General features: G+C 57.0%; 10 protein-coding genes and 2 pseudogenes. 6 read left to right on the plus strand and 6 right to left on the minus strand.

Going from position 1 to position 13,443, the window contains the following annotated elements; all coding sequences use genetic code 11:
* The 3 genes and pseudogenes from EGJ27_RS00005 to EGJ27_RS00015 form a co-directional block, all read left to right on the plus strand.
* Positions 1–2,756: pseudogene (locus tag EGJ27_RS00005) on the plus strand (DUF637 domain-containing protein); the annotation flags it as partial.
* Between the two features lie 185 nt (positions 2,757–2,941).
* Positions 2,942–3,238, plus strand: a complete 297-nt coding sequence (locus tag EGJ27_RS00010; protein WP_125828574.1) for a GIY-YIG nuclease family protein — start codon at positions 2,942–2,944, stop codon at positions 3,236–3,238.
* On the plus strand, positions 3,239–3,697 hold the full coding sequence (locus EGJ27_RS00015; RefSeq protein ID WP_125828575.1) for a hypothetical protein: 459 nt from the start codon (positions 3,239–3,241) through the stop codon (positions 3,695–3,697).
* 483 nt (positions 3,698–4,180) lie between these two features.
* On the opposite strand, the gene EGJ27_RS00020 is transcribed toward EGJ27_RS00015, so the two are convergent.
* The 3 genes and pseudogenes from EGJ27_RS00020 to EGJ27_RS00030 all read right to left on the minus strand — a co-directional run bounded on the left by EGJ27_RS00020 (position 4,181) and on the right by EGJ27_RS00030 (position 7,086).
* On the minus strand, positions 4,181–4,933 hold the full coding sequence (locus EGJ27_RS00020; protein ID WP_125828576.1) for a TIGR03747 family integrating conjugative element membrane protein: 753 nt from the start codon (positions 4,931–4,933) through the stop codon (positions 4,181–4,183).
* A gap of 5 nt (positions 4,934–4,938) precedes the next feature.
* Positions 4,939–6,105 (minus strand): annotated as a pseudogene (gene traD / locus EGJ27_RS00025) (conjugative transfer system coupling protein TraD); the annotation flags it as partial.
* A gap of 93 nt (positions 6,106–6,198) precedes the next feature.
* Positions 6,199–7,086: a LysR family transcriptional regulator gene (locus tag EGJ27_RS00030; protein WP_125828577.1), complete on the minus strand. Its 888-nt coding sequence runs from the start codon at positions 7,084–7,086 to the stop codon at positions 6,199–6,201.
* 102 nt (positions 7,087–7,188) lie between these two features.
* Here EGJ27_RS00030 and EGJ27_RS00035 point away from each other — a divergent pair, with 102 nt between their 5' ends.
* The 3 genes from EGJ27_RS00035 to EGJ27_RS00045 all read left to right on the plus strand — a co-directional run bounded on the left by EGJ27_RS00035 (position 7,189) and on the right by EGJ27_RS00045 (position 9,739).
* On the plus strand, positions 7,189–8,187 hold the full coding sequence (locus tag EGJ27_RS00035; protein ID WP_125828578.1) for a zinc-dependent alcohol dehydrogenase family protein: 999 nt from the start codon (positions 7,189–7,191) through the stop codon (positions 8,185–8,187).
* 228 nt (positions 8,188–8,415) lie between these two features.
* Positions 8,416–8,709, plus strand: a complete 294-nt coding sequence (locus EGJ27_RS00040; RefSeq protein WP_125828579.1) for a putative quinol monooxygenase — start codon at positions 8,416–8,418, stop codon at positions 8,707–8,709.
* Positions 8,710–8,719: 10 nt separating this feature from the next.
* Positions 8,720–9,739, plus strand: a complete 1,020-nt coding sequence (locus EGJ27_RS00045) for a zinc-binding alcohol dehydrogenase family protein (RefSeq protein ID WP_125828580.1) — start codon at positions 8,720–8,722, stop codon at positions 9,737–9,739.
* Positions 9,740–10,213: 474 nt separating this feature from the next.
* Here the strand turns inward: EGJ27_RS00045 and dctM are convergent, their stop codons facing one another.
* From dctM to EGJ27_RS00060, 3 genes are all read right to left on the minus strand, one after another.
* Entirely contained in the window at positions 10,214–11,497 is a 1,284-nt protein-coding gene (gene dctM / locus EGJ27_RS00050; RefSeq protein WP_125828581.1) for a C4-dicarboxylate TRAP transporter large permease protein DctM, read from the minus strand.
* Positions 11,497–12,129 (minus strand): TRAP transporter small permease, encoded by a 633-nt coding sequence (locus tag EGJ27_RS00055; protein ID WP_125828582.1) that lies wholly within the window; start codon positions 12,127–12,129, stop codon positions 11,497–11,499. The genes dctM and EGJ27_RS00055 overlap by 1 nt, the downstream gene beginning before the upstream one ends.
* A gap of 99 nt (positions 12,130–12,228) precedes the next feature.
* On the minus strand, positions 12,229–13,227 hold the full coding sequence (locus EGJ27_RS00060) for a TRAP transporter substrate-binding protein (protein WP_125828583.1): 999 nt from the start codon (positions 13,225–13,227) through the stop codon (positions 12,229–12,231).
* Positions 13,228–13,443: the final 216 nt, after the last annotated feature.

A 13,443-nucleotide genomic window follows, 5' to 3' on the forward strand; every position in this document is an offset into this window, starting at 1 on the left:
TTGGGCGATGGTCTGTATGAACAACGACTCGTGCAGCAGGCAGTTGTCGCCAGAACAGGGCAGGCTTTCCTCGGCGGGCAGACCTCCAACGAAGATCAGTTCCGCTACCTGATGAACAATGCGATCACCAGCAAGGATCAGCTGAACCTTGCGGTCGGGGTATCGCTGACTTCACAGCAGGTCGCCGCGCTGACCCATATCGTGTGGCTCGAAGAGCATGAAGTGAATGGCGAAAAAGTGCTGGTGCCGGTCTTGTACCTGGCCCAGGCGAACAACCGTCTAGGCCCGACCGGTGCTCTGCTCGCAGGCAACGATATTACGGTGATAGCGGGTGAGAACCTGGAAAACGTCGGCACCATTCGTGCGACCAACAACCTGTCGGTTACTGCTGGCAATGATGTGGTCAATAGCGGCCTGCTGGAAGCCGGCAACCGCCTGGATCTGCTGGCAGGCAATGACGTGGTCAACAAATCGGGCGGGATCATTGCCGGTCGCGACGTAAGCGTGATGGCGGTCGGCGGCGATGTGATCAATGAACGATCCGTCACTACTGCGATGAATACCAGCGGTAGGGCCGTGGGCCGAACTGACTACGCAGACAACGCTGCCCGCATCGAAGCCGGTAATGACATGGCCTTGTCCGCAGGCCGCGATGTCAACGTCATCGGCGGGGTAATGCAAAGTGGCCGTGATACCGCGATCGATGCCGGCCGCGACGTAAGTCTCCTCTCTGCCGAGACCGTCAGCAGTGATCGTCACACCACGACCGTGACGCAGCTGTCGGCGGACGTAGCCTCCGGCCGCGACCTCAAAATCAACGCAGCGCGCGACGTGAATGCAATCGCCAGCCAGATATCGGCCAAGCGTGACATTACCGCAAGTGCCGATGAGAACCTCACAATCAGTTCGGCGGCGGACGAGTATCACTATCTCTCCAAGAGCAAGAAACTCACCGTCCAGAAGGACAATGTTCACCAGGTTTCTACGGCGATGGAGGCGGGCGGGGCTATCTCACTGGCGGCCGGCCAGAACCTCGCCGTCATTTCCAGTCGTATAACCGCAGGTAATGAAGCTTACCTCGTCGCAGGCAATAATCTCGACCTCCTGGCAGCGCAGGACAGCGAGTACTCGCTGTATGACAAGAAGAAAAAAGGCTCTTGGGGCAAGAAAGTAACAAAGCGCGACGAAGTGACCGACGTGCGCAACGTGAGCAGCGAGATCAAAACCGGTGGCGATCTGCTGCTGGTGAGTGGCGGCGATCAACACTATCAGGAAGCAAAACTGGAGAGCGGTAAAGACCTGACCATTGATAGTGGCGGTGCGGTGACATTTGAAGGTGTGAAGGACCTGCATCAGGAGAGCCACGAGAAGAGCAGGAGCGACTTGGCTTGGAATTCTTCGAGTGGTAAAGGCCGTACTGACGAGATATTGCGTCAGAGTGAGCTCATCGCCAAAGGCGAGTTGACCATCCGCGCGGTGGAAGGCTTAAAGATCGACGTCAAGCAAGTCAACAAACAGACGGTGAGTGCGGCCATTGATGCGATGGTGAAAGCCGACCCGCAACTCGCGTGGTTGAAGGAAGCCGAGAAGCATGGGGACGTCGACTGGAGGCAGGTGAAGGAGATTCACGACTCCTTTAAGTACAGCCAATCGGGGTTGGGGGCCGGGGCGCAGTTAGTGTTGGCCATTGCCATGGCTTTCTTCGTCGGCCCTGCGGCTCTGAGCGCGCTGTCGGGAGCAGGCACAGTGATGGCTGCTGGCGGGGCGGCTATTGCCACTGGAGCTGCTACAACTGCGGCGAATAGTTTTATCAGTAACAATGGGGACCTAGGTGCCGTCTTAAAGGACACTACATCAAGTGACGCGCTCAAGGGATATGCAGTAAGCGGCCTGACCGCAGGCCTGACCGCAGGCATTTCAATGGATTGACGGCTACGAACACAGATCCGTTGACAGGGAAAATCACTATTGATCTGGGTAGTGTGGAGAATGTTGGCCGGTTCGCTGCAAGCCAGGCACTACAAAACACCACTTCCGTGGCGCTAAGCAAAGCGCTTGGCATGAATGCGAATTACAACGATGCCCTCCTCACATCACTGTTGAACACTGCGGCGGCTACCAGCTTCAACGCGGCAGGCGGATCAAATCTGGCTGATGGCAGTGCTGGGAAGATTGCTTTGCATGCCTTGATCGGTGGGAGTCTGGCTGAAGCTTCTGGTAGCGACTTCCTTTCCGGAGCAATGGCTGCAGGTGTAAACGAGGCCTTTGCGACGCCATTGAGACGCAGCGTTACGCAGCTATCGCCGACACAACGCGATCTGCTGCTCACTTCGGCTTCTCAATTAGTGGGCATGCTCGCTGCTGCGGTTGTCGGCGGGGACGCTAAAGCCGTTGAGGCTGGCGCGTGGGTCGCAAAGAACGCCACCCAGTATAATTTCTTGAATCACCATGAAATGGTTGATTTCGTAGGCGACATGGATGCGTGCAAGGGCAAGGGCGACTCGTGCTATCGAAACGTCTGGACTGCACAGTACGGTGATACGAACTACGATCAACTGAGCCGAGACAATCTGGACGATGCGCTCAAAACGTTTGGACCTGCTCGAGCGAACGACCTGCTGGGGCAAATTCATGGCGGTCTGGCGGCGTTAGGTGAGCTGCAATGCACCAGTGCGGTGTGTGAGAACTACAAATTTACGCTTATAGAGCGAGCGCTGACGGCTAAAGCTTCATTGCAACAGACCTATCTAGACGGTAAAGGGCTCGTCGCCGAAGTCTTGATCGCGCCTGTAGGTGCCTTAGGGGGGCTGTTCGTGCTGCGACAGCAGCGGAGGCTAGCAACGTACAAAAGGCGTATGCTTATTGGGCTGAAGTCAGAGCTGCAAAAGGCGTAGGTGAGGTTGCATCTGTTGGCGGTAAGACCTGTGTTTATAGCTGTGTCGTGGATGGTGTAACTCGATATGTAGGAATAACCGACGACATCGTTAAACGTGGTCAAGCTCATCTTAGAGAAAAAGATATAGTGATTTCAAAAATAAGAGGGCTTGAAAATATATCTCGTGCGGATGCACGGGCGGTTGAGCAAACACTGATCGATTATCATGGCCTAGGTAAAGATGGTGGGACGTTAATGAACAAAATCAACTCCATATCGTCTATCAAAAACCCTACCAAGTATGAGCAGGGTTTGATTCGCGGCACCGAGCTGCTGAAAAAAGCTGGATACGAAGGATTTTAAATGGCTAAGAAGGTAAGGTTGGGCGACATTTTGCAGGTATTAACCTCGCAGGGTGTCGCATATGCGCAAGTTACTCATAAGCACCCGGAGTTCGGTTTCTTAATTCGTGTTTTTCCAGGGTTTCATAATAAGCAACCGAGTGATTTTTCAGCGGTGGTTGACAGAGAGCCACAGTTTTCTGCTTTTTTTGTTGTTCAAAGTGCAGTAAATCAAGGTCTCCTGTCCGTTGTTGGAAATGTCCCGGTTCCCGAACGGTTGCAGCTATTTCCTACATTTCGTTCTAGGAATGGCGGGCCGGGTGGCTCCCTTTGGTTGTGGGATGGTAGAGAGTCATTTCGACTCGATAGGGAATTCAGGTCGGATGAGCTGGAGTATCCAACCGAGGGAATTATCAGTGCGCCATTGCTTGTTGACCGCATTGAGAAGAATTACCGAGCTGAGACTCATGAGGTCTGGTGAGTTATAGAGCTTCGACTTGGTCTGACACTGTCAATGCTGGCCCGCTGGCATGCCGGCTATACGTGGCGCCAGATAACGACCGCACTGCTCGCCGGTGTCTTGAGACCTCAGCGGTGATATCAGCAGGTCCGGTCAGACCACGTTGGTCAATTACGTCCAGCAACAAGGTTCGGAGGCCATCGGGCGACCTAGTAACGAAAGGCCAGAAAGAAGGCAGGAGAGGACATGTCGGCTTCCACGCGATCCTGGGATGTGCGGGGCAGAAGTGAGCGGGCAAAGCTGCTCAGCTAGAGCAACGGCCGGGGGGCCGTCGTGCGTGCTGACGCGCCTGTTCAGCGATGCGAGCGCCGATGAAACCGAGTCGGAGCACGAAGCAAAACGCAATATCATTGCCGCGGCGGCCATATGGGTGATGAGCAACCTTTCGCACTACTGACAGCGGCATTAAGGTCTGACGCGTCGGGACCTGACCAAAAATCTACGTCATAAATACTTTTTGAAACTCCCCACCGTCACACTCACCACTCCACCCAAAACCACCGCACAAGGCAGCAATATCAACACCGGACTCACACTCACCGGCATCGCCAGATAGATCACCCAGGGCGCCACGCCGACTGGAACAACCAGCATCTTCGCCCGGTGATAGATAAACCCTGACTCACGCCCCGCCCCAAACCTGCGCAAGTCCCGCCGCACCAGCCCATCCACCGCCCCAGTGAACGCAGCCATCAGAAACAGCGGCACCGACAGCGTCAGAATCACCAGTCGCGTCAGAAACGTAAGCACGGTATAGACCGCCGCCAACCCGTAATCCTCAAGCGCAACGTACATCATCCCAAGGTATTGATGAGCACCTTGAGCCTGGCTGCCATTGATCCGCGATTGTGCTGCCGAGTAGTTGATCCATTCGATTAGCCCGGTCTTTTCGAACATCCACACGTACGCGACATCGATGACGGCCTTGGCTGTTCTGCCCGGATTGTCCACCACCAGGCTTTGGGCAAAGCCATTCGCGATCCATTGGACTTCGTTGTTGAGCATGTCCCGCGCGTGGTGCCAGCCCTGTTCTCGCCAGTAGAAACACAGTCCGATCCATTCGATCAGCACGCTGATAAATAGCGAGCCCAGCAGCAGGCCGATGAAGGCAAACGGGATGGAGAGGGCGCGCATGATCCGCCCTTTTTCTCGGACGCGTTGTTGCTGGGTTTGGGCGCTTTGCGTGGGGTTGGCCATATGAATTATTCAGCAGGTTGGGCGGGCAGGGTGTCGATCAGGTCAGCCGGTAGATCTTCGGGCAGCGTTCGCGAGGAAGGGGCCGTCCACCATTGGCCGCCTCCGTCGCAATACCCCTTGCGCATGTGCTCGGCCAGGGTTTGCAGGTCCTTGGGCATGACTTCGTCAGGATCAGGCGCGGGCAGCGGCATGCGCACCTTCCACAGGTTGCCGCCCTCGATCAGTGCGAAGGCCTGGCCTTTGGGCAGGCTGACGATATGCGCGGGCTCGATCAGCGGGACGCTGGTGGAGCTGACCCGGTCTTGGGTGTTGCTGGTGAAGTCGGTCTTCCCGGACGGATCCGAGGCATCGGTCGCGCCGCTCACCAGGGTGGTCGAGTAGATATCGACCTTCGGCAACTGCTTGGTCAGCAGCTCGGCCGTCGCTGTTTCGCGCACGCGGAGCATGAACAGGTTATTGAAGTTACCGACTACCTGACCGGCTTTGGCCCGGTTGCCGATGCGCGCTTCGATATCGCTGATGGTCTGGGTATAGGCGCTGACCTGAATGCCCGCGCCACCACCCTTGTTGATCATCGGGATGAACTCGTCGCCCATCAGTTCGTTGAATTCGTCAGCGTGCAGGTTGATCGGGATCTTGCGGTCGTTGACGGCACCTGGCAGGCCGTCGTCGATACCGAACTTGTAGATATGGCCAGCCACCGACACCAGATCGGAGAACATCGAGTTGCCCACCGCAGCGGCCACTTCCGGATCGGACAGGGCATCGAGGCCGACGTAAACAATCGCCCGTTTGCGGATGATCTGCATCCAGTCGAAGATCGGCCGTGGGTCGCTGAGGTCGTTGTAGTTGGGCGAGATAAGCTCCGCCATGCGCCCGGTGGTGAGTTTTTCCAACAGCGGCAGCAGCGAAGCGACGATCTTGTCGAAGTACGTCTTGTCGTAGCGAACCGCAGAGCGCAGCCCATCCATCACAGGATCTGCAACTCGGGTTTGCGACAGGTACTGGTCGATGGCAATAACGCGCTTCTGGCGGCCCTTCATGTTGAAGGGGATGTTCTTGTCGTTGAGCCCGGCCTCGATCTGCACGATAACCTCCCAGGCCTTGGTGTCGTGGCGTGCGAAGTAATGGCCGCTGTACTCGATGAACAGGGCGTCGATGTTGATCACATGGGTCGAACCTCATTGATCTGCATTTTTAGTGATACCTCCCGGTCTTCTTTCTCCATCCGGCAGGGTTCATCGTGGCGGTACTGTCGCTTTCTTTTAAACGGGGTGGGCCGCGACCCACTCTTTGAGATGAGCAACAAAGCTCAGGACAGTCGGAGCAATGTTTTCTCTTGAAGGGTAGACCGCATAGATTCCCACCGGCGGCTCAATGGCCCAATCGGAAAATGCCTCCACCAGCGCGCCTGAATCAAGATCATCTCGTACATGCCAGTCCATGAGCAGCGCTACTCCATGTCCATCTATCGCCATCTGGCGAACCACTTCCCCAAGACTGGATGAAAACCGTTTGCGTATTTTGCAGGTTTTTTTGACGCCTCCTCGGGACATGGCCCAGCTGGAATCCTTACCAACGATGAGGCCGTCCAGCATGGCCAATTCTTTTGGAGAGATAGGCATGCCCTGTTTTTCCCAATACTGGGGGGCCGCGCATATCAGACGTCGAGAGGCAGCAATTCTTTGCGCGATCAGGGACGAATCGGCCATGACGCCGTGCCGAATCGCAAGGTCGGTACCATGGGCGGCCAGATCAACCAGTTGATCCGTCGGATGGAGATCGACGATGACGCCAGGGTAGCGTTTGAGATAACTGCTTACGACGCTCGATAAATAACCTTGGGCAAATGTCGCGGAAGCGGTTATGCGCAGATGACCGGTAATCTCGGTCTTCTGGAAAAATCCTCCCTCGGCCTTCTCGACGCTTTCGAGGATGCTCAGGGCATGCTGATAAAGCTTCTCTCCGTCAGAAGTGGGGCTGAGTTTGCGGGTGGTTCGGTTAAAAAGTCTCCGGCCCACGCTGTCTTCAAGGGCCAGAAGACGCTTACTTCCGCCCGCAGCTGTCATCCGCAGTCGTTCGGAAGCCGCACGGATGGATCCTTCCTCAAAAACGGCAACAAACAAACGCAATTCATCGATGGAATCCAGCATTTATTACCAACCATCAGGACCGAAAGATTCAACAACTCTAACGTACTTATCCCATTTTATTGATGATAATTTGGTGGCCTATAGTCCCTCGGAGTTAAACCCTTGAAAGCCATTGTGATAAATCAGCATGGTAGCTCAGACCTTTTTGTCGACATTCAGACGGACAGTCCCGTTGCTCGAGCAGGTCATGTGATTGTCGATGTGCGGGCGACAAGCGTGAATCCCGTGGACACGAAAATTCGTCGTGGCAGCGAAGGTACGGCTGGTCTGACTTTCCCGGCCACTCTTCACATTGATGTTTCAGGGGTGGTCAGCTCCGTCGGTACTGGCGTGACGCGCTTCAACCCAGGCGATGAAGTCTATGGCTGTTTCGGCGGCATCGTGGGGATTCCCGGTGCGCTCGCAGATCAGATGGAGGTCGATGCCCAGATGCTGGCGCTAAAACCCACGTCGCTCTCTTTTGGCGAGGCAGCAAGCTTGCCGCTCGTGGCGATTACTGCATGGGAGGCGCTGATCGACCGTGCTTCGATCAAACCCAATGACAATGTCCTTGTACATGGTGGCACCGGCGGTGTAGGGCACATAGGCGTTCAATTGGCCAAGGTCCTGGGAGCCAGGGTATCGACGACTGTTTCCACACCGGAAAAAGCGGAAATTGCCCGTCGGTTGGGCGCCGATGAAATTATTTTTTATAACAGCGAGACGCCTGAGGAATACAGTCAGCGAATCACTGAAGGAAAGGGATTCGATACGGTCTTCGATACCCTGGGCGGCGAGGTCTTACAGAACTCGCTGAAAGCCGCGAAGCTCAAGGGCCACGTCGTCTCGATCATCGGTTACGACACCTACGATCTGACCGAAATGCACTTCAAGGCGTTGAGACTCGACCTGGTATTCATGGCTGTTTCGATCATTCATAACCAAGACCGCAAGCACCATGGCGAGATTCTGCAAAGACTGGCTGCCTTGGTTGATCGCGGCTTGGTCAAGCCTCTGATCGATGAGCGCCATGATTTCACTGCTGCGGGTGTCAGTGCGGCACATGATCGCCTAGAGTCAGGTCGTGCCATTGGCAAAGTCGTCATTGAGCGAAAGGCTTAGTCACGCCGACACAGGATCGTGCGCGCCGGGCCCGCAGACAGTGACTCAGTCTCTCCCTGCGACGAGTTCATGTGTGTCGTGCCGATAGCCTGGATTTCGACCAGGCCGGCATCTCGCAGCACCGCGGATTCAAATTGTTGGCCGCACGGCCGACGGCATGGATATCTTCGATACACCCGTGCCAGCCAACGCGCTCTCTCTTTATAACGCCCACAAGCAGGAGGTTTGATGACTACCCCTCTGACACTGATTGCCACTTTGATCGCCAAGGCCGGGTTTGAAGCCGAACTTCAGGAGACGCTGCAGGGCCTGCAAGGCCCGAGCCGAGCCGAAGCGGATTGCATCCAGTACGACTTCCATCGTGATGCCGAGCAGGCCCGCACTTTCCATATGATCGAACAGTGGCGCACTGAAGCGGCGCTGACTGCTCACGAAGCGACCCCGCATTTTCAGGCAGCGCTCCCTTTCATCGAGCGTGCTGCTGAAAAGCTCACCATCACGAAAATGTATCGCATCTCCTGAGGTTCTTCGAATGAAAGCCATTGCACACTTCAAATGCCTGCCTATCGAACATCCCGACGCCTTGGTGGAGATCGATATACCCGAGCCAGTGCCCAAGCCGCGCGACTTGCTCGTAGAGGTAAAGGCCGTTTCGGTCAATCCTGTCGATACCAAGGTGCGACAGGGCTACGTACCGCACGAAGACGAAAGCCATCCGCGTATCCTCGGATGGGACGCTACCGGCGTGGTCAAGTCGGTCGGCAGCGACGTGACGCTGTTCAAGCCCGGTGACAGGGTCTGGTACGCCGGATCGTTGATCCGCCCGGGAAGCAACAGTGAGCTGCAACTGGTGGACGAGCGTATCGTCGGTTCAATGCCCCATTCGCTGGATTTCAGGCAGGCTGCGGCATTGCCACTGACTTCCCTGACCGCCTGGGAATTGCTGTTCGATCGCCTCGGTGTTGCACGTGATACCACCGACCTAGGCGAAACGCTGCTCATCGTCGGCGCTGCGGGCGGGGTGGGTTCCATCCTGACTCAGTTGGCGCGTCAACTGACCGGACTAACAGTCATCGGCACGGCTTCGCGCCCGGAAACCCAGGCGTGGGTCACCGAGCTGGGTGCGCATCACGTCATCGACCATACCAAGCCACTCAGCGAAGAGCTCAAGCGCATTGGCATTGGACAAGTCAGCTATGTCGCCAGCCTGACCCAGACTGATCGGCACTACGAGCAAATCATCGAATCACTGAAGCCTCAGGGCAGGCTGGGCCTGATCGATGATCCGGCCACGCTTGACGCTGTGCCGCTGAAGCGTAAGAGCCTGTCGTTGCACTGGGAGCTGATGTATACCCGCTCGCTTTACGAAACCGAGGACATGCAGGAGCAGCACAACATCCTCAACGAAATTGCGCGGCACGTTGATTCGGGTCTATTGCGTACCACTGTCGGCGATAACTACGGACGCCTCAGCGCAGAAAATCTTCGTCGTGCCCATGCTCTACTGGAAAGCGGCAAGGCGAAGGGCAAGATCGTGATGGAGGGCTTCTAAGAGGTACCACAGAAACGACTGGGTAATCTCCAGCTCCCCAGGTACTCATCACGCAAACCGCGTTGCTTCAGGCGCTTGGCCACGCACGGGAAGCCCGAATTCCGTAACTCATACCCGGTGTTCTGGGACTTCGCTTTCGATATTCAGAACGGGGGGAAAAGATGGATTTTGATGGGCACCTGAATGCATTCTTAAGGATGCATTCAGGTTTTTGTGGCAATTGGGAATGGTCGGCTCTCTATCACGGTCCTTCATGTTGAAATGAAGATTCGTGAGAGTGTAGAACGCCCCAAAGCGAAAACTGGCTTACAAACAACAGTTAGCATACGGGACGTTGTTCCACGGCGCCGGCGTGATGGTAAGGCGATCCACTCAGGCTTGCAGGCGGCTGGTGTATCCGGCGTAGCCGGCTTGCTGGCGATGACCACACGCCTGATACACCAGATATGCGCGGTGCTGAGCGCTCTGTACTCGCTATGGCATTCCTAGCCAGTTGGGCAGGGCGAGAGACAGCATGGGCACGTAGGTCACCAGAATCAGGAACAGCAGGAGAATCGAGAGCCAGGGCAACGCCGCGCGAATGGTCTGCCCAAGCGTCAATCCCGTGACCGCCGAGGTCACGAACAGGTTCAGGCCTACCGGCGGATGCACCAGCCCGATCTCCATGTTCACCACCATGACGATACCCAGATGGATCGGGTCGATGCCCAGTTCCATGGCAATCGGGAAGAAGATCGGCGCCAGAATCAGAATGATCGCCGACGGCTCCATGAAACTGCCGGCAATCAGCAGGACAATGTTGACCATGATCAGGAAGCCAATGGGTGTCAGGCCCTCGGACAGTACCCAGTTGGTGATTTCCTGTGGAATCTGCTCGGTGGTCAGCACGTGGGCGAACAGCATCGCGTTGGCGATGATGAACAGCAACATGATGGTCAAACGGCCCGATTCCAGCAGCACCTTGGGGCATTCCCGTAAGCTCATATCCTTGTAGACGAACAACGCGATGAACGCCGAATACACCGCCGCGACGGCCGCCGCTTCGGTCGGGGTGAACATCCCGCTGTAGATCCCGCCCAGAATGATCACCAGCAACAACAGCCCCCAGAATGCGCGCCGTGCAGTGTGCAGCCACTGGCGCAAGCTCGCCCGCGGCTGGGCCGGGAGCTTCTTGATCCGGGCGACGATGTAGATGGCCACCATCAGGCACAGGCCCAGCAGGATGCCGGGGATCACGCCCGCCATGAACAGCTTGCCCACGGAGGTTTCGGTCGCTGCCGAATACACCACCATCACAATCGAGGGCGGAATCAGGATGCCGAGCGTACCGGCATTGCAGATGATCCCGGCGCCGAACTCCCGTGGGTAGCCCGAACGCACCATGCCGGCGACCGCGATCGAACCCACTGCGGCGACCGTCGCCGGCGAGGAGCCCGACAAGGCCGCGAACAGCATGCACGCCAGCACGGCGGCAATCGCCAGACCGCCGCGGATATGCCCGACGCAGGCGTTGGCGAAGTCGATCAGCCGCTGCGCCACGCCTCCGGTGGTCATGAAGGCGCCGGACAGCAGGAAGAAGGGGATGGCCAGAAAGGTATAGCTGTCGGACGTCTCGAACAATTTGATGGCGAGCGAACTGAGCGAATCCTGGCTGAATAGCAGGATGGACACCGCGCCCGACAGCCCCAGCGAAATCGCAATCGGCACGCCCAGGAACATGAATACGAACAACAGCAGGAACAGACAGATAACCGTCATCAGTGTTGCTCCTCACCAGGATTGGCCAGTTTGCTCGCTTCCGCCGCTTCGTCAGCCAGGCCAAGACCGGCCTGACGATGGGTGAAGATGCGATAGAGGATTTCCAGATAGCGCAAGATGATCAGCGCGAAACCGAACGGCACGATGACCGCGATGTGGCCGATCTTGATCCCGTAGCGGTCCAGGTCCTCGGCACCGATACCTGCAGCCATCAGCGCCGAGACCCATTTCACGCTGGCGATCAGAAACAGCCCGGCGTAGGCCAGGCAGCAGGCGCAGGCCAGCATCGCCAGGATGCGCTGGACCGGTTTGCTGGTCTTTCTGACGAGCACGTCCACACCCAGGTGGCCGGCGGTGCGGACACCATAGGAAATGCCAAAGAAGATCAGCCAGCCGAACAGCGCCTTGGTCAAGGCGACGCTCCAGGTCATTTCCTGCGCATATCCCATCAGGTGATCGCCGACGCTGGCGAACAGCTCGCTGCTCCAGGCCCATCGATCACTGAGGTTGTAGAACACGGTGTAAAGATTGTTCAGTGCCACGTAGACGAAGGTCACCAGTGTCATGGCAGCCAACAGGAAGGCGATCAAGCCTTCTTCGAAATGCTCCCAGACTCGCCTGAGCGATTGCATAAGAATTCTCCGAACGTAGAGGAGAGGCGGCTACCCGAGTGGGTAACCGCATTCACGTCACAGCCTGACGTCACAACATCGCGCACACGCAGGGGTGCGCTATGACGCCTTGTTGGCCTGTTCGGCCGCCTTGATGAGGTCCGCGCCGATCTGCTCGGAGAACTTGTCCCAGACCGGGCGCATGGCTTCGCGCCACTGCTGGCGCTGTTCGGCGGTCAGCGGGTCGATTTCGCTGGTCTTGGCATCGATGATCTTCTGCCGCGCCGTCTGGTTCAGCGCTTCGGCCTGTCTGTTCACCTCGACCGTGACCTGGTCCATGATCTTCTGCAGTTCGGTCCGCACGTCTTCGGGCAGGCCGTTCCAGAACCGGCTGTTGGTGATGACCATGTAGTCGATCAGCCCGTGATTGGTTTCGGTGAAGAACGGCTGCACTTCGTGGACTTTCTGGCTTTCGTAATTGGACCAGGTGTTCTCGGTGCCATTGACCGTGCCGGTCTGCAGACCTTGATAGACCTCGGCGAAACTCATCTTGCGGGGGTTGGCGCGAATGGCCTTGAACTGCTCTTCCAGCACGCTGGACGCCTGAACCCGGAACTTGAGGCCACGCGCATCCTTGGGCAGGATCACTTTCTTGTTGGCCGACAATTGCTTGAGACCGTTGTGCCAGTAGGCCAGGCCGTGGATGCCCTTGTCGTCCATGGAGGTCAGCAGCGCCTTGCCCTGCGGCCCTTGCTGGAAACGGTCGACCGCTGCCAGGTCGTCGAACAGGAAAGGGAGATCGAAGATCTGTACTTGCTTGGTGTAATGCTCGAACTTCGCAAGGGAGGGCGCGAGCATCTGCACGTCGCCCAGCAGCAGCGCTTCCATTTCCTTGCCGTCGCCGAACAGCGACGAGTTGGGGTAGACCTCGACCTTGACCTTGTCCTTGAGTTGCGGGTCTTCGGCGACCAGCTTCTGGAACATCAGTGCGCCTTGGCCTTTGGGCGTGTTTTCCGCCACCACGTGGGCGAACTTGATGACCACGGGGTCGGCGGCCTGAGCCAGGCCGGCCACGGATACGGCTGCGGCGCAGAACAGCGCCTTGGTCAGCTTCAACATCGATATCACCTTTTTATTGTTGTAGGAGAATTCAGCTTTCGGCCGGTAGGGCTCGCAAGCCGTTTCGAAGCGTTGCCGGCTTTACGATGGCCTAATCGACCGCATGTCGAGAATCAGCATTTCCGTAATCCAGCGTTCGGCAAAGCTGAACGCAGGCGATCTGTCCATCTTTGCTGTTCGGGCTGCTTTCAATGGTTGCTGCCGGCGAACTCTTCG

Source organism: Pseudomonas sp. v388, assembly GCF_003935425.1.
In the GTDB taxonomy this organism is placed as follows: domain Bacteria; phylum Pseudomonadota; class Gammaproteobacteria; order Pseudomonadales; family Pseudomonadaceae; genus Aquipseudomonas.